Source organism: Agromyces sp. MMS24-K17, assembly GCF_043950245.1.
Taxonomy (GTDB): domain Bacteria; phylum Actinomycetota; class Actinomycetes; order Actinomycetales; family Microbacteriaceae; genus Agromyces.
Genome location: NZ_CP171640.1, coordinates 2,450,759 through 2,466,664, shown reverse-complemented (window position 1 = coordinate 2,466,664; position 15,906 = coordinate 2,450,759). Strand labels below are relative to the sequence as shown.

At 74.0% G+C, this 15,906-nt stretch carries 12 protein-coding genes; 4 read left to right on the top strand and 8 right to left on the bottom strand.

Going from position 1 to position 15,906, the window contains the following annotated elements; translation table 11 throughout:
- Window positions 1-14: 14 nt before the first annotated feature.
- The 5 genes from ACGGZK_RS11195 to ACGGZK_RS11175 all read right to left on the bottom strand — a co-directional run bounded on the left by ACGGZK_RS11195 (window position 15) and on the right by ACGGZK_RS11175 (window position 6,151).
- Window positions 15-1,310: a CDP-glycerol glycerophosphotransferase family protein gene (locus ACGGZK_RS11195; protein ID WP_395242739.1), complete on the bottom strand. Its 1,296-nt coding sequence runs from the start codon at window positions 1,308-1,310 to the stop codon at window positions 15-17.
- Window positions 1,311-1,426: 116 nt separating this feature from the next.
- Window positions 1,427-2,341, bottom strand: coding sequence for a glycosyltransferase family 2 protein (locus ACGGZK_RS11190; RefSeq protein WP_395242738.1), 915 nt, complete (start codon window positions 2,339-2,341; stop codon window positions 1,427-1,429).
- Window positions 2,342-2,348: 7 nt separating this feature from the next.
- Window positions 2,349-3,164, bottom strand: coding sequence for a CDP-alcohol phosphatidyltransferase family protein (locus ACGGZK_RS11185; protein WP_395242737.1), 816 nt, complete (start codon window positions 3,162-3,164; stop codon window positions 2,349-2,351).
- Between the two features lie 2 nt (window positions 3,165-3,166).
- Window positions 3,167-4,165, bottom strand: a complete 999-nt coding sequence (locus tag ACGGZK_RS11180; protein ID WP_395246071.1) for a glycosyltransferase family 2 protein — start codon at window positions 4,163-4,165, stop codon at window positions 3,167-3,169.
- A gap of 213 nt (window positions 4,166-4,378) precedes the next feature.
- Window positions 4,379-6,151, bottom strand: a complete 1,773-nt coding sequence (locus ACGGZK_RS11175; protein WP_395242736.1) for a S1C family serine protease — start codon at window positions 6,149-6,151, stop codon at window positions 4,379-4,381.
- 145 nt (window positions 6,152-6,296) lie between these two features.
- On the opposite strand from ACGGZK_RS11175, the gene ACGGZK_RS11170 reads away from it, so the two are divergent.
- Window positions 6,297-7,502 (top strand): aminotransferase class I/II-fold pyridoxal phosphate-dependent enzyme, encoded by a 1,206-nt coding sequence (locus ACGGZK_RS11170; protein WP_395242735.1) that lies wholly within the window; start codon window positions 6,297-6,299, stop codon window positions 7,500-7,502.
- A gap of 87 nt (window positions 7,503-7,589) precedes the next feature.
- Here ACGGZK_RS11170 and ACGGZK_RS11165 read toward each other — a convergent pair whose 3' ends face one another.
- Complete coding sequence (locus ACGGZK_RS11165) at window positions 7,590-8,408, bottom strand: nitrilase-related carbon-nitrogen hydrolase (protein WP_395242734.1); 819 nt, start codon at window positions 8,406-8,408, stop codon at window positions 7,590-7,592.
- A 38-nt stretch (window positions 8,409-8,446) separates the two neighbouring features.
- Complete coding sequence (locus ACGGZK_RS11160) at window positions 8,447-9,268, bottom strand: MIP/aquaporin family protein (RefSeq protein WP_395242733.1); 822 nt, start codon at window positions 9,266-9,268, stop codon at window positions 8,447-8,449.
- 94 nt (window positions 9,269-9,362) lie between these two features.
- Here ACGGZK_RS11160 and helR point away from each other — a divergent pair, with 94 nt between their 5' ends.
- Complete coding sequence (gene helR / locus ACGGZK_RS11155) at window positions 9,363-11,594, top strand: RNA polymerase recycling motor ATPase HelR (protein ID WP_395242732.1); 2,232 nt, start codon at window positions 9,363-9,365, stop codon at window positions 11,592-11,594.
- On the opposite strand, the gene ACGGZK_RS11150 is transcribed toward helR, so the two are convergent.
- Window positions 11,540-13,498 (bottom strand): FAD-dependent monooxygenase, encoded by a 1,959-nt coding sequence (locus ACGGZK_RS11150; protein ID WP_395242731.1) that lies wholly within the window; start codon window positions 13,496-13,498, stop codon window positions 11,540-11,542. The two genes, helR and ACGGZK_RS11150, sit on opposite strands and share 55 nt — an antisense overlap.
- Window positions 13,499-13,660: 162 nt before the next feature.
- Here ACGGZK_RS11150 and ACGGZK_RS11145 point away from each other — a divergent pair, with 162 nt between their 5' ends.
- Both ACGGZK_RS11145 and ACGGZK_RS11140 read left to right on the top strand, forming a co-directional pair.
- The gene (locus ACGGZK_RS11145; protein WP_395242730.1) at window positions 13,661-15,151 is read left to right on the top strand and encodes a fumarylacetoacetate hydrolase family protein; all 1,491 of its coding nucleotides are present in this window, start codon (window positions 13,661-13,663) and stop codon (window positions 15,149-15,151) included.
- A 62-nt stretch (window positions 15,152-15,213) separates the two neighbouring features.
- A complete protein-coding gene (locus ACGGZK_RS11140) occupies window positions 15,214-15,879 on the top strand; it encodes a GntR family transcriptional regulator (RefSeq protein ID WP_395246070.1) in 666 nt (221 codons plus the stop codon).
- Window positions 15,880-15,906: the final 27 nt, after the last annotated feature.

Here is a 15,906-nt window from a genome sequence, read left to right as displayed (position 1 = left end):
ACGTCGGCCCGACGTCAGTCGAGCGCCTCGTCGCTCTCCTCGTTCGCCTCGGCCTCGACGTCGTGGTCGTCGATCTCCTCGTCGTCGGCGTGCAGGTCGGCGAACCGCTGCCACTCGGCCATCAGGTGATCGACCGCGGCATGGAACCGCTGCGTCGTCACGCCCGGCGTCGTGTCGCCGAAGTACCGCTCCACCCAGTACCCGAGCCGCTCGAGCGCCTCGGCGTCGTGCGCGACCTCGTCGACCCGGGCGAGCATCGCGTCGCCCGCGCCGGCGTCGAGCCACTCGCACGCCGAGAGGTAGCCGCCGGTGTCGATGGCGGCGTCGGGGTGCACCGGCTTCGTGATGAGCAGCGGCCTGCCCGCCGCGAGCCGGTCGTAGACCATGGCCGAGATGTCGACGATCGCGACATCCGCCGCCGCCAGCTGCCAGCCGAGGTCGGGGCCGTCGTCGTAGACGTGCTGCGCGGTCGGGTCGGCCGCGTTCGCCGCCGCGATCGCGGCGATGATCGCCCGGTTCGCGGCGCCGTACTCGTGGTCGACCACGCCCGAGCGCGGGTGCGGACGGTACACGACGCGGTGCCGGCCGGTCTCGAGCAGCGCCTGCACGAGCGCGACGCCGTGCGAGGCGATCGACCCGTACGCCGCGGCGCCGCGGTCGCCCTCCCACGTCGGCGCGTAGAGCACGACCTCGCGCTCGTCGGGCGTGTACGGCAGCGTGCCCGAGTAGTGGTCGGCCTGCGGCCGCCCGATCGGGATGGCCCGCTTGTCGAAGTCGTAGTCCCAGAGCACCTTCTCGAGGCGGTTGCGGGCCGCATCGCCCGCGATCAGGGCGTAGTCGTACGCCTTGAACTGATTCGTGGTCATGTACATCTTGTCGGACTCGCCGTGGTTGATGAACACGTGCCAGCGCCGGCCGTACCGCATCATCTGGAAGTTCTTCGCGTTCTGGTTCACGTAGAACACGACGTGGAGGTCCTGCTCGTGGATGACCCGCTCGAGGTCGGCGACCCGCCGCACGTACGCGACCGGCAGGGGCGACTCGTCGAACAGTGAGATCGCCGCGCCCGAGGCGCGGCTGAGGATCAGCACGGGGTGGGTCTCGGCGAGCTCGGCGAGCGGCTTGTACCACTGGCGCAGCTGGTAGAGGTTGACCTTGCCGTCGGCGAAGTAGACGCCGATGCGGTACTTGTGCGGTTCGAGCGGCGGCAGCTCGGCGATGCGAGCGCGGACCGTGCGCTGCGCCTTCCGGTTCCGAAGGATGTCCCGCGCCAGCTTCACCGCGCGCCGCGCGTCGTTCCTCAATGCCACTTGTCAAGGGTAGCGATGGGCCGCCGGGAGGATGCCGGGACCGGGGGCGGGGCGTCGGACCGAGAGCCGATCGTTACGGGTCCGGTGGTTTCGACAGGCTCGACCACCGGGGCAGGTCAGATGACGGGCGGGCGCCCGGCGCGGGTCATCCGCCAGACCGTACGCCAGCGCATCCGACGCCGGCCGCCCGGGTCCTCGCGCCAGCCGGCCGCCCAGCCGCCGAACCAGGCGCGCAGCGCCGCGGGCTGCCGCGCCCAGCGCAGCACCTGGATCGCCGTCCACGACCCCACGTACAGCGGCGCGAGCACCGCGGGCAGGTTGCGCTTCGCGAGCCACACCCGGTTCCGGGCGTTCAGGCGGTAGTAGTACGCGTGCCGGGCCGGATCGATCACCGGATGCCCCGCCTCGAGGTCGCCGGCGTACCAGGCGACCCGGCCGGCGTCCCAGACGCGCCAGGCGAGCTCGATGCCCTCGTGCGCGTAGAAGTAGGGGTCGCCCCAGCCGCCGATGCGCTCGAACACGTCGCGCGGCATGAGCACGGCGCCCTCCCAGCAGGAGAACACCGGCGACGAGTCGCCCGGGTCGCCCTTGCGGATCCGCGGGATCCACCGGCGGGGCGACGTCTCCCCCGTCGGGTCGACGACCCTCGGCTGGATGAGCCCGAGCTCGGGCCGATCGGCCAGCATGCGACAGCCGCGGGCGAGGAAGTCAGGGTCGGGCAGGAACGCGTCGTCGTCGAGGAAGAACAGCACGTCGCCCGTGACCGCCGGCACGCCTCGGTTGCGCCCGGCCGGGATGCCGAGGTTCTCGGGCAGGGCAACCGTGGTCACGCCCGCGGGCAGCGGCGGCTCGGCGGTCGCGGGATCCCAGCCGTTCCCCACGACGGCGACGTCGACGTCGACGTCGCGCTGGGCGAGCACGCTGCGGATGCCCCGGAGGAGGTCGTCGGGACGGCGGCCCATCGTGAGCACGACGACGCCGACGCGGGGGCGCCGCGAGGCCGAGGCATCCGTCAGCGGGGCATCCGTCATGGCGACCTCAGGAACGCACGCGGCGCGACGCCATGATCGCGACGAAGTGGCCGACCAGCGCGAGGATCGCGAGCGGCACGAGCACCGCGACGACGAATCGGTCGACCGTCGGCTGGCCGGCGAACAGGCCGACCACGGCCGCCGCGAACGCGATGAGGGTGAGCTCGACCGAGTGGTAGAGCCGGTGGAACGGCACGAACCGGGCCGCCCGACGCAGCTTCGCCACGAGCCCGCCGCGGGGGGCGCTCTCGCCGTGCGTGTCGGCCAGCTTCGCGAGCCCGGCGTTCGCGCGGGCCACGTGCACCATGTCGTTCAGCGCCTTGTTCAGCACGATCACGAGGGCGAGGAGCGTGCCGAGCGTCGTCCACAGGAAGTCGGCCGGGAACTCCAGCGGGTACGCGGCCGCGCGGATGCCGAGCGCGATCGGGATGAGCGCCTCGGTCGTGTAGTGCCCGACCTTGTCGAGGAACACGCCCGCCGGCGACGACGTGCGACGCCAGCGCGCGACCTCGCCGTCGCAGCAGTCGACGAGCATCTGCAGCTGGCCGAGCACGACCGCCAGCAGCGCCCCCCAGATGCCCGGGATGAGCAGCGCGGCAGCCGTCGACCAGCCCACGAGGATCATGAGCCCGGTCACGCCGTTCGCGCTGATGCGCGTGTGCAGCAGCAGCCACGTGAGGTACGGCGAGAGGCGGCGGAGGTACAGCGACGCCGTCCAGTGCTCGGCGTTGCGGCGGCCGCGCACCTCCGGCGGCTGGGTGACGGCCTTCAACTCGGCGATGCTCGACGGCTTCGCCGTCACGGGCGCGGTCTGGTCGGTCACGCTCACCTCCCCGTGTGCCGTGCGATGTTGCCGGTCAGCGCGAGGACGCCGAGCACGAAGCCGACGCCCCACGTGACGTGGATGCACGGCAACACTACGAGAAACCAGAGCGCCGTGCGGATGCCCCTCCCCAGGGCGTACACGAGCGCCGACACGACCACGAAGAGGAGGTACACGGCCGGGACGACGAAGCCGAGGAGCGGCCAGGCCGGCCCGCCCAGGACCGCGGTGACGATGCCGATCACGCCGAGGATCGTGCCGAGCACGACGCCGAGCACCATCAGCGGCGGGATGAAGTACCGCACGCCGTTCGACGCCGGGAACCGGCGGGCGAGCTCGCCCCGCCAGAGGCCGGTCGAGAACATCTGCCGCGCGAGCCGTTCGAGGCTCGACCGCGGACGGTAGGTGACCGACAGGCGGGGCGTGAACCACACGACGCCGCCGGTCTCGCGGAGGCGGCGGTTGAGCTCCCAGTCCTGCCCGCGCTTGATGGTCTCGTCGAAGAGGCCGACGCGCTCGAGCGCGTCCTTCCGGAAGACGCCGAGGTAGACCGTGTCGGCCGGGCCCTCCTGGCCGCCGACGTGGAACGCCGAGCCGCCGAGGCCGACCTTCGTCGTGTACGCCACGGCGACGGCCTGCTCGAACGGGGTCTCGCCGTGCGCATCCATGATGCCGCCGACGTTGTCGGCGCCGGTGCGCGCGAGCGTCTCCACGGCGATCGACGTGTAGTCGGGCTGGAGCACGGAGTGCGAGTCGACGCGCACCACGACCGGGTACTGCGCGGCCCGGATGCCGAGGTTCAGCCCGGCGGGCGTCGAGCCGATCTCGTTGTCGAGCACCCGCACGCGCTCGTCGCGCTCCGCGAGGTCGGCGACCAGTTCGGCGGTGCCGTCGATCGACGGGCCGAGGGCGATGAGCGCTTCGACGGGGCCGTCGTAGCGCTGCTCGAGGATGGACTCGACGGCGGCCCGCACGTGCGACGCGTCGTTCAGCACCGGCATGACGTAGGAGACGCCGGTGGAGGTCGACGGGGTCGCCTCCCGGGGGTCTTCGGGCAAATGGTCCTCACTCGTGCTCGGTCGATCGAGCCTAGCAGCCGCACCCTCCACGGCCGCGGAACGGTGCGGCTGCGGGGCGCCTCAGGGCACCTCCCGCCGCACGACGACGGGGCCGGCGCCGAAGCGCCGACCCCGTCGGGAGGAAGGAGTCCGGGCTCAGCCCTCGAAGGTGCCGAGGGTGACCGTGGCCGTCTCCGTGTTCCCGTCGCGGACGTACGTGACGTCGGCCTCGGTCCCGCCCGGCAGGGCGCGCACCTGGGCGGTGAGGTCGGTCGGGCTGGTGATCGGGACCCCGTTGAACTCGGTCACGACGTCGCCGGCCTGGAGGCCCGCGCTCTCGGCCGCGCCGCCGGGCGTGACCTCGGTGATGAGGGCGCCGACCTGGGTGGCGCCCTCGGCCGCGTCGGCCGACGTGACGGCCGCGCCGAGCAGGCCGTGCGAGGCCGAGCCGTTCTCGATGAGCTCGGTGGCGATGCGGTGCGCGAGGTTCGCGGGCACCGCGAAGCCGACGCCGATGTTGCCCGAGGACGACGACGAGCCGCCGGTCGACAGGATCGCCACGTTGACGCCGATGAGCTTGCCCTCGTCGTCGACGAGCGCGCCGCCCGAGTTGCCGGGGTTGATCGCCGCGTCGGTCTGGATCACCGGGATCGAGATGGTGCCGCTGCCCTGCTGCGTCGGCGCCTGGTCCTCCTCGCCCGGGAAGTTCCAGAAGTCGAACGGCTGCTGGCCGTCCTGGCCGCCGTCGGACTGGCCGTCGTCGGGCGTCTCGGGGGCGGCCGAGGAGGCGACCTCGATGCTGCGGTTGAGCGCGCTGACGATGCCGTTCGTGACGGTGCCGGACAGGCCCATCGGCGCGCCGATCGCGATGGCGGTCGCGCCCACGTTGAGCTCGTCGGAGTCGGCGAACTCGAGGGGCTTGAGGCCGGAGGCGTCGGCGAGCTTGACCACGGCGAGGTCGCTCAGCGGGTCGGTGCCGATGAGCTCGGCGGCGTACAGGTGCCCGTCGCTCGTCTTCACCTCGATCGTCGGGTCGGCGGTCGCGCCGTCGAGCGTCACCACGTGCGTGTTGGTGAGCACGTAGCCGTCCTCCGAGAGGATGACGCCGGAGCCGGTGCCGCCGGCCGCACTGCTCGACACCGAGATGGTGACGACGCTCGGGCTCGCCTTCGCGGCGACCGCGGTGATCTGGTTGACCGAGTCGGTGTCGTTCACGACGATGTTCTGCGACTCGGCCGCGCTCTGCACGACCTCCTGGCGCTGGTTCGACGCGATGAGCGCGGTGATGCCGGCGCCGGAGGCGCCGCCGATGAGGGCAGCGGCGACGGCGACCGCCACGATGCTGCCGCCGGTGCGGCGCTTGCGCGGCTCGGCCGGCGTGCTCGGGGCCGGGCGGGGGCCGCCGAACGCGGGCGGCACCTGGCCGCTGCCGGCGAGCGGCACGGTCGGCTGCGTCTGGCCGGCGGCCGGCGCGGTCGGCGTGGCCGCGGCGACCGGCGTGGTCGGCTGGGTCGCGTACTGGGCGTGGTACGGCTGCGGCGCCTGGCCCGGGGTGTAGACGGTCGCGTTCGGCGCGGCCGGTGCGGGCGGAGCGGGGGGCGCCGCCGGCGCGGCGGTGGGCGCCTGCGCGGCCGGCGCGGGGACGGTCGTGCCGGCGGCCACGGAGGCGGCGGCCGGGACGGGGTTCGGGGCGGCCGGCTCGGCCGGCGCGGCGGCCGCAGGCGCGGCGGGCGCTGCCGGGGCCATGGGCGCTGCCGGGGCCTCGGGTGCGGCGGGCGCTGCCGGCTCGGCGGCGGGAGTCGGGGCGTCCGCAGCCGGCGCTGCGGCCGACGTCTCCGACGCCGCCGGCGTCTGCGCCGGGGCCGACTCGGCCGGGTTCGGCTCGGGAGCGACCGGCTGGTCGGCCGCGTCGTTCTGGTTCTCGGTCATGAGGTGCTCCTTCCAAGCGAGGACAGCGTCTCCCGCGAACCTGTGCGGCGCGTCAGCACTTCCTATGCATCAGCTATACCTTCACAGGGAGTCATCCGATTGCACGCCGAAGCCTAGCGAGGCACGTCTGGCATACGGTGTGAGGATGCCCGATGCCGAGTTCCTCCGCCCCTGGCAGCGCACCGCCGCAGGTGCCGGCCTGCTCGCCGCCGACGGCGGCGTGCGCGCGACGATCTTCGCCGAGATGAGCGCGCTCGCGACCCGAACCGGCGCGATCAACCTCGGCCAGGGCTTCCCCGACGAGGACGGGCCGGTCGAGGTGCTCGACGCGGCCCGCGCGGCGATCGCCGCCGGCGTGAACCAGTACCCGCCGGGGCCGGGCCTGCCCGTGCTGCGCGAGGCGATCGCCCGGCACCAGGCGCGTTGGTACGGCCTCGAGCCCGACCCGGCGACCGAGGTGCTCGTCACCGCCGGCGCGACCGAGGCCCTCGCCGCGGCACTGCTCGCCTTCGTCGACGCCGGCGACGAGGTCGTCGCCCTCGAGCCGGCCTACGACGCGTACGGCGCGATCGTGGCACGCGCCGGCGGCGTGCTCCGGCCGGTGCCGGTGCGGTTCCCCGACTGGCGGCCCGACCCCGAGGAGCTCCGGCGGGCGGTCACCGACCGCACCCGGGTCATCCTCGTCAACTCCCCGCACAACCCGACCGGCGCCGTGCTCGACCGGGACATCCTCGAGCTGGTCGTGGAGCTCGCGACCCGCCACGACGCGATCATCGTGACCGACGAGGTCTACGAGCACCTCGTGTTCGACGGCGCGCACGTGCCGATCGCGACCCTGCCGGGCGCATGGGAGCGGACCGTCTCGATCTCGTCCGGCGGCAAGACGTTCTCGACGACGGGGTGGAAGGTCGGCTGGGCGACCGGGCCGGCACCGCTCGTCACGGCGGTGCTCGCCGTGAAGCAGTACCTCACGTACGTGAACGGGGCGCCGTTCCAGCCCGCGATCGCGACCGGGCTCGACCTGCCCGACGCGTTCTTCCGGGGCGCAGCCGACACGCTGCGGCACAAGCGCGGCGTGCTCGCCGCGGGCCTCGAGGCGGCCGGCTTCGCCGTGTCGCTGCCGCAGGCCGGCTACTTCGTCGTCGCGGATGCCTCGCCGCTCGGCGTCGACGACGCCGACGCCTTCTGCCGGCGGCTCCCCGAGCTCGCGGGCGTCGTGGGCGTCCCGGTCACGGCGTTCGTGCCGCCCGAGCGGCGCGACGGCGTGCGCGGACTCGTGCGGTTCGCGTTCTGCAAGCGGCTCGAGGTGCTGGAGGAGGCATCCGCCCGGCTCGCGCGGCTGGGGGCCTGACCAGGCGCGGGGGTTCCGACCGGCCCGCGGCGAGACCGCGAGCGCTCGGCGTTCGGCGCTCAGCGCCCGGCGCTCAGCGCCCGGCGATCAGCGCTCGGCGACGGTGAAGCGGCGCAGCGCGAGCGCCGGGTTGAGGCGCCGTACCGCGTCGATCCGCTCGCGCGAGACCCAGGCGAGCGCCACCGAGGCCTCCTCGCCGATCGTCGCGAGCTCCACGCCCATCGGGTCGACGACCATGCTGTTGCCCGCCCCGACCGGCGGCGCGTGGTCGGCCGCGGCCACGTAGACCGTGTTCTCGAGCGCGCGCGCCGTCGTCAGCGTGCGCCAGTGCGCCTCCTTCAGCGGGCCGCGCACCCACTCGGCGGGCATGAGCACCACGTCGGCGCGGGCGTCGACGATCCGCCTCGTCACCTCGGGGAAGCGGACGTCGTAGCAGGTCTGCAGGCCGAACCGGAGCCCCTCGGCCTCGAACAGCTCGGGCGGCTCGACGTCGCCCGGCGCCACCCAGTCCGACTCCCGCTGCCCGAACGCGTCGTAGAGGTGCAGCTTGCGGTAGCGGGCGACGACCCCGCCCACCGGTGCGACGGCGACGACGGTGTTCGACACGCGCCGCGGGTCGTCGGGCCGGCGCTCGAGCATGCCGGCGACGAGGTGCACGTCGAGGGCGGCCGCCAGGCCCGCGAGTGCGGTCGTGAACGCGCCGCCCTCGACGTCCTCGGCCGCAGCGAGCCACGCCTCCCCCGCCTGCGGCGTGAACAAGCTCGAGTACTCGGGGAAGACGACCACGCGCGCGCCGCGCGCCGCGGCGAGCGCCGCCAGCCGGGCGATCTCCGCGAGGTTCGCCGCGGCGTCGTCTCCCGGCGCGAACTGGGCGACGGCGATCGCGACGTCGGTGCGGCTGTCCATGCGGCCAGCCTACGGCGGCGCTCCGGCACGCGAGACGTTCAGGACTGGTCCGGGCGCGCCACCTCGGTGTCGAAGACGCCCTGCGCAGCCGCGGAGCCGCTGCGTCCGCCGCCGTAGCCGCGGAGGACGAAGGCCAGGAGGACCGCGACCACTGCGCCCGCGATCGGGCCCGCGACGTAGACCCAGTAGTCGGTGAAGTCGAGTGCGGCGAGGTCCGGGCCGAAGGTTCGGGCCGGATTCATCGACGTTCCCGAGATCGGGCTGCCCCAGAGCCCGGCGAGGGCGATGTACCCGCCGACGCCGATCGCCCCGATCACGCCGACGTTCTGGGCGCCGGAGGCCGTACCCAGGATGACACTCACGAGGCCGAGGGTCAGCAGCGCCTCCATGAGGAACGCCTGGAACGGGGTGGAGCCGTCGGCGGGATAGTTCGACCCGAACGAGGCCGACACGCCGATGATGGGCTGGAGCACCCATGCCGCCAGGGTTGCACCGATCAGCTGGACCACGATGTACCCGGGCACGCGTCGCCAGGGGAAGTCGCCACGGAGCGAGAACGCCAGCGTCACGGCCGGGTTGAGGTGAGCGCCCGAGACCTTGCCCATGAACAGGATGATCCCCATCACCATGAGCCCCGGGGCCACCACCGCCGCGGTGCGACTGATCGTGTCGGGGAACGCCTGGCTCATCATCCCGCCGCCCGCAGCGACGAGCACCAGGAAGAAGGTGCCGATGAACTCGGAGAACAGGCGCCGCCACTCCTGGCGCGGGTTCTCGAAGTCGGCCATCGGGTCGATGACCTCCGTCTCGAACCATCGCTCGAAACGCCCCCGCCCCTCGGAATCGCTCGACTGCGTCATGGCGTCCCCCCAGGGCTCACGGCGAAACACGCTGGCCACTCTCAGGATATCGCGGGGAGGGGGCCTTGCGGCAAGGGCCCCCCGGTGGCGCAGAATGGTCGGCCGGCGATCATCCGCCACGCCACCGACCTCTGGAGCCTCCCTGATCAGCACCGTATTCGCGCTGCCCGACCGCCTCGCCCGCAAGGCCGATCCCGCACTCGTCGGCGACGACGAGCGACACTTCGCGGCGCTCGCCGCCGCCCTCGAGCGGGCGATCGCCGAGGCATCCGATCGCCTCGACGCGGAACGCCGCCGGCCCGGCGGCGAGGGGCAGGAGGCCCTCGACCGCGACCTCGAGATCCACCGCCTCTCCGGGCGGTTGCGCACGCTGCGCCGCTTCGGCGTCGACCTCTGCCTCGGTCGGATGTCGCCCGCCGACGGCGGCGAACCGGTGTACCTCGGCCGCATCGGGCTCTCCGACGAGGACGGCCGGCACCTCCTCGTCGACTGGCGCTCCCCCGCCGCCGCGCCGTTCTTCGGGGCGACGCTCGCCGACCCGATGGGCCTCGCCGGCCGGCGCCGGTACCGCTGGAGCGCGGGCCGCATCACCGACTACTGGGACGAGGCCTTCACGGCCGACGCCCTCGACGGGCCGGCCGCCCTCGACGACCAGTCGGCCTTCATCCGGAGCCTCGGCAGCAGCCGCTCCCCGCGGATGCGCGACGTGCTCGCGACGATCCAGGCCGACCAGGACGCCGTCATCCGCGCCGGGTCGCGCGGCGCGCTCGTCGTCGACGGCGGACCCGGCACGGGCAAGACGGTCGTCGCCCTGCACCGGGCCGCCTACCTGCTCTACGCCGACCCGAGACTCGGGCAGCGCCGCGGCGGCGTGCTCGTCGTGGGACCGCACCGGCCGTACCTCGACTACGTCGCCGACGTGCTGCCCGGCCTCGGCGAGGAGGGCGTGCTCATGTGCACGCTGCGGGACCTCGTGCCGGAGGCGGCCGCGCTCCCGACGACCGCGTCCGCAGCGGGCGAGACCGCGGCTGCGGCCCGGCTGAAGGCGTCCGGTCGGCTCGTCGACGCCGTCGAGGCGGCCGTGCGGCACTACGAGCGGCCGCCCGTCGGCGACCTGATCGTCGAGACCCCGTGGGCCGACGTCGTCGTCGAACCCGAGGACTGGGCCGAGGCGTTCGGTGCGCCCGAGCCCGGCACCCCGCACAACGAGGCCCGCGACGAGGTGTGGGAGGAGCTCATCACGCTCCTCGTCGAACGGGACGACGGCCGGGCGCCCACCCACCTGCTGCACCGCGCCCTGCGGCAGAGCCCCGACCTGCGCGCGGCGTTCGCGCGCGCGTGGCCCGTGCTCGACCCGGCCGGCGTCGTCGCCGACCTCTGGTCGGTGCCCGCGTACCTCCGCGCCAGCGCACCGTGGCTCGCCGACGACGAGGTCGACGCGCTCCAGCGCCCCGACCCGCGTGCGTGGACCGCCGCCGACCTGCCCTACCTCGACGCCGCGCGGCAGCGCATCGGCGACCCCGAGGCGTCCCGACGCGCCCGGCAGCGCGAGGCCGCGCTCGCGGCGGAGCGGGAGCAGCGCGACCTGGTGCGCGACCACCTGATCGCCGCCGACGACTCCGAGATGGGACTCATGTCGATCCTCCGGGGCCAGGACGCGCGGAACGCGCTCGACGACGAGGCCGCCCTGCCGTCGGCCGACGCCGACGAGCTCGCCGGTCCGTTCGCGCACGTGATCGTCGACGAGGCGCAGGAACTGACCGATGCGGAATGGCGGATGCTGCTGCGCCGATGCCCGTCGCGGAGCTTCACGGTCGTCGGCGACCGTGCGCAGGCCCGGCACGGCTTCACCGAGACCTGGCGCGAGCGGCTCGAACGTGCCGGCCTCGACCGGGTCGAGATCGCCTCGCTCACCGTCAACTACCGCACCCCCGCCGAGATCATGGCGGCTGCCGAGCCGGTGATCCGAGCGGCCCTGCCCGACGCGAACGTCCCCACGTCGATCCGCGAGAGCGGCGAACCCGTCGTGTTCGGCGCCGTGGCCGACCTCCACGACGTGCTCGCCGGCTGGCTCGCCGCGCACGACGAGGGCACGGCCTGCGTGATCGCGGCCGGTGAGCTGCCGGCGGGGGCCGTGCCCGACGTCGGCGCGCCGGATGCGTCGCGGGTGCGCGTCCTCACGCCCGTGCTCGCGAAGGGCCTCGAGTTCGACCTCGTCGTGGTCGTCGAGCCCGACGCGTTCGGCGACGGCATCGAGGGCGCGGTCGACCGCTACGTCGGGATGACGCGGGCGACGGGGCGGCTGGTGGTGCTGGCGGGCGGCTGAGCGGGCGCCGCCTCGCGCTGCGGGAGCAGGCAGCCGGCGAAGAAGTCGGTCAGCTCCTCGGTCGCCGTGAGCGGCAGCACCGCCGCGACGTACTGGTCGGGCCGCACGACGACCACGACGCCGTCGCGCGACAGCCCGCGCTCGGCGAAGGCGTCGGCGGCGCGCCATCCATCGGGGCCGGCGGCGTACACCTTCTCCCAGTCGGTGAGGCCGAGCGGACCCGAGGTCGGCCGGAACGCGGCGGGCACGCGCCCGAGGTCGACCTCGTCGAAGCGCTGCTGGTAGACGACCTTGACGTCGAACACGGCGTCGACGTCGGCGCCCTCGGGCGTGCAGCGCGCGAGCGGCGACGCGGGCGATGCGATCCAGTCGGCCCAGTCGGCCAGGGCGGATGCCTCGCCCGCCGCCGGGGCGTCGGCGAACGCGTAGATCCGCCAGCGTCCGTCGGCGCGGGCGTGGTGGCCCAGGTGGATCACGTTGCCGTCGCACACCCGGGTGACCTCGGCGCTCTTGAAGCGCTTCCCGAGCGGGAAGCCCTCGGCGAGCGCCTGGTGGGCGTCGTCGCCGACGATCGCGGAGGCGCCGTACTGCGTCATGAAGCCCGACGGGAACTCCGCAGTGCCGAGGTAGAACGTGGCGAGCTCGGCCGGGTCGGAGATCTCCTCGGGCTTGCGGGCCATGAGGCTCGACCACTCGCGGTCGAAGTCGATGAGCTGCTGGGCGACGGGCTGCCGCTCCGCGGAGTACGTCTCGAGCAGCGATGCCGGCGCGAGGCCGGTGAGCACGTGCCCGAGCTTCCAGCCGAGGTTGAAGCCGTCCTGCATCGAGACGTTCATACCCTGGCCGGCCTTCGCGCTGTGCGTGTGGCAGGCGTCGCCGGTGAGGAACACGCGCGGAGCGCGCCCGTCGCCGGGGTCGACGTCGTCGAACCGGTCGGTGACCCGGTGGCCGACCTCGTAGACGCTGTGCCAGGCGACCTGCCGCACGTCGAGGGCGTACGGGTGCAGGATCTCGTTCGCCCGGCGGATGACCTGGTCGATCGGCGTGTGGCGGACGTGGTGCGCGTCGTCCTCCGCGACCGCGCCGAGGTCGACGTACACGCGGCAGAGGTAGCCGCCCTCGCGCGGGATGAGCAGGATGTTGCCCGCCTCCGCGTTGATCGCGCACTTCGTGCGCCAGTCGGGGAAGTCGGTGTTCACCAGCACGTCCATGACGCCCCAGGCGTGCAGCGAGACGCCGCCGACATGCGTGCGGCCGATGGCCTCGCGGACCCCGCTGCGGGCGCCGTCGCATCCGGCGACGTACCTGGCGCGCACCGAGCGCTCCTCGCCCGCCCGCGGGCCCGCCGTGTGGCGGATGCGGACCTCGACCGGGTACTCCCCCGTCTCGTGCACGGCGAGGCCGAGGAACTCGACGCCGTAGTCGGGCGCGATGCGCCCGGGGCCGTGTGCGGCAGCCTCGGCGAAGTAGTCGAGCACGCGGGCCTGGTTGACGATGAGGTGCGGGAACTCGCTGATCTTGAAGGCGTAGTCCTCGGTGCGCGCGGTGCGGACGATGTCGCCCGGGTGCTCGGGGTCGGGGCCCCAGAAGTTCATGTAGGCGATGTTGTACGCCTCGGCGACGATGCGCTCGGCGAAGCCGAACGCCTGGAAGGTCTCGACGCTTCGCGGCTGGATGCCGTCGGCCTGGCCAAGCACGAGCCGCCCGTCGCGGCGCTCGATGATGCGGGTCGCGACGTCGGGGAACTGCGACAGCTGGGCGGCGAGCAGCATGCCGGCGGGGCCCGAGCCGACGATGAGCACGTCGACCTCGTCGGGCAGCTCGGCCGGGCGGTCGAGGCCGACGCCCGCCGCCGGGGCGACGCGCGGGTCGCCGGACACGTAGCCGTGGTGGTGGAACTGCATCGTCGTCGATCCTCCTGCGACGCCATCGTCGAGGTCCGGGGCGGTTGCCCGGCATCGGACTGATCATATACGATTTCAGATACACCGTCACGGGTCGAACCGACCGAGCCGCGACGGCGGCACGAGACCGCGACGACGGCACGAGCGAGGGAGCTCCTGGGCATGCACGACGAGCAGCCGACCGATCCGCGGTTCGCCGCGCTCCCCGGCCGCCCCGGCAAGGTGGTCGCCGTGCACCTCGCCTATCGATCGCGTGCCGAGCAGCGCGGCCGCACGCCGGCGGCCCCCTCCTACTTCCTCAAGCCGTCCAGCTCGGTCGCCGCGAGCGGCTCGACCGTCGAACGGCCGGCCGGCACCGAACTGCTCGCCTTCGAGGGCGAGATCGCCCTCGTCATCGGCACCGCCGCGCGACGCGTCGCCCTCGCCGACGCCTGGTCGCACGTCGCCTGGGTCACCGCCGCGAACGACCTCGGCCTCTACGACCTGCGCGCCAACGACGCCGGCTCGAACCTCCGCAACAAGGGCGGCGACGGCTTCACCCCGATCGGGCCGACGCGCTTCGACGCGACGAGCCCGGGCGTCGACCCCGCGTCGCTCCGCGTGCGCACCTGGGTGAACGGCGTGCTCACCCAGGAGGACACCACGGCCGATCTGCTCTTCCCGTTCCCGCAGCTCATCGCCGACCTGTCGCAGCACCTCACGCTCGAACCCGGCGACGTCATCCTCACCGGCACGCCCGCCGGCTCCTCGGTCGCCGTGCCGGGCGACGTGCTCGAGGTCGAGGTCGACGCGCCCGCGGCGCCCGGCGCCCCGACGTCGGGCCGGCTCGTCACGACCGTCACCGAGGGCACCATCGCGTTCGACCCGGCGCTCGGGTCGCTGCCACGGATCGACGACCACCAGCGCGTCGAGGCCTGGGGCTCCAGGGAGGCCGCCGGACTCCCGCCCGAGGGGCTCTCCCCCGCGCTTCGCGCGAAGCTCGAGGCGGCCCCGGTCGCCGCGCTCTCGGCGCAGCTCCGCAAGCGGGGGCTCGACCACGTCACCGTCGACGGCGTCCGCCCGAACCATCCCGAGCGGAAGCTCGTCGGCGTCGCGAAGACGCTGCGCTTCGTGCCGAACCGCGAAGACCTGTTCGCCGCGCACGGCGGCGGCTACAACGCGCAGAAGCGCGCGTTCGACGCCGTCCGCGAGGGCGAGGTGCTCGTCATCGAGGCGCGCGGCGAGACCGGGTCGGGCACGCTCGGGGACATCCTCGCGCTCCGCGCCCACGCCCGCGGCGCCGCCGGCATCGTCACCGACGGCGGGGTCCGCGACGCCGACGCCGTGGCCGCCGTCGGCCTGCCCGTGTACTCGGCGGGCGCGCACCCGGCCGTCCTCGGCCGTCGCCACGTGCCGTGGGACGTCGACGTGACCATCGCCTGCGGCGGTACCACCGTGCAGCCCGGCGACGTCGTCGTGGGCGACGCCGACGGCGTGATCGTCATCCCGCCCGCGCTCGCCGAGGAGGTCGCCGACGCGGCCCTCGCGCAGGAGGAGGAGGATGCGTGGATCGCCGCGCAGGTCGCCGCCGGCGCCGCCGTCGACGGGCTCTTCCCGATGAACGCCGAGTGGCGGGCCCGCTACGACGCCGAGCGAAACGGGGAGGCGTCGTGACCGAGGCATCCGCCGCGACCGAGGCATCCGCCGCGTCGGCGGCACCCGCCGCTCCGGCCGCGCTGAGCAAGTCGCAGCAGGCGTACCAGTGGATCAAGGCGCGCATCGCGAGCCAGGAGTACACGCCCGGCTACCGGCTCGTGCTCGGCACCATCGCCGGCCGGCTCGACATGAGCGTCGTGCCCGTGCGCGAGGCGATCCGCCAGCTGGAGTCGGAGGGGCTCGTCACGTTCGAGCGGAACGTCGGCGCGCACGTCGCGATGATCGACGACACCCGGTACCGGCAGAGCATGCAGTCGCTGAGCATCCTCGAGGGCGCCGCCACCGCGCTCGCCGCGCGCCGGCTCACCGCCGACGACCTCGTGCGCGCCCGCGAGCTCAACCGGCGCATGACCGACTCGCTCGACGACTTCGACCCGCGACGGTTCACCGCGCTCAACCAGCAGTTCCACGCGGTGCTCTTCGCGCCGTGCACGAACCCCCGGCTGCTCGAGCTCGTCGAGGCGGAGTGGGCGCGACTCGGGCACCTGCGCGAGTCGACCTTCAGCTTCGTGCCGGGCCGGGCGCAGGAGTCGGTGCGCGAGCACGAGGGCATCGTCGCCCTCATCGCGGCGGGCGCCCCGCTCGGCGACATCGAGCTCGCGGCACGCCGGCACCGGTCGGCAACGCTCGACGCCTACCTGCTCCACGAACACCCCGGCGAACCGCTCGGCCTCCTCGCCGACTGACGCCCGCGACATCCGATCGGAGGCAGC

Bases quoted from the DNA above. Each gene is read 5' to 3' on its own strand.
- ACGGZK_RS11190 (WP_395242738.1), bottom strand. From the start codon at position 2,341: ATGACGGATGCCCCGCTGACGGATGCCTCGGCCTCGCGGCGCCCCCGC.
- ACGGZK_RS11180 (WP_395246071.1), bottom strand. From the start codon at position 4,165: ATGCCGGTGCTGAACGACGCGTCGCACGTGCGGGCCGCCGTCGAGTCC.
- ACGGZK_RS11175 (WP_395242736.1), bottom strand. From the start codon at position 6,151: ATGACCGAGAACCAGAACGACGCGGCCGACCAGCCGGTCGCTCCCGAG.
- ACGGZK_RS11170 (WP_395242735.1), top strand. From the start codon at position 6,297: ATGCCCGATGCCGAGTTCCTCCGCCCCTGGCAGCGCACCGCCGCAGGT.
- ACGGZK_RS11165 (WP_395242734.1), bottom strand. From the start codon at position 8,408: ATGGACAGCCGCACCGACGTCGCGATCGCCGTCGCCCAGTTCGCGCCG.
- ACGGZK_RS11160 (WP_395242733.1), bottom strand. From the start codon at position 9,268: ATGACGCAGTCGAGCGATTCCGAGGGGCGGGGGCGTTTCGAGCGATGG.
- helR (WP_395242732.1), top strand. From the start codon at position 9,363: ATGGTCGGCCGGCGATCATCCGCCACGCCACCGACCTCTGGAGCCTCC.
- ACGGZK_RS11150 (WP_395242731.1), bottom strand. From the start codon at position 13,498: ATGCAGTTCCACCACCACGGCTACGTGTCCGGCGACCCGCGCGTCGCC.
- ACGGZK_RS11145 (WP_395242730.1), top strand. From the start codon at position 13,661: ATGCACGACGAGCAGCCGACCGATCCGCGGTTCGCCGCGCTCCCCGGC.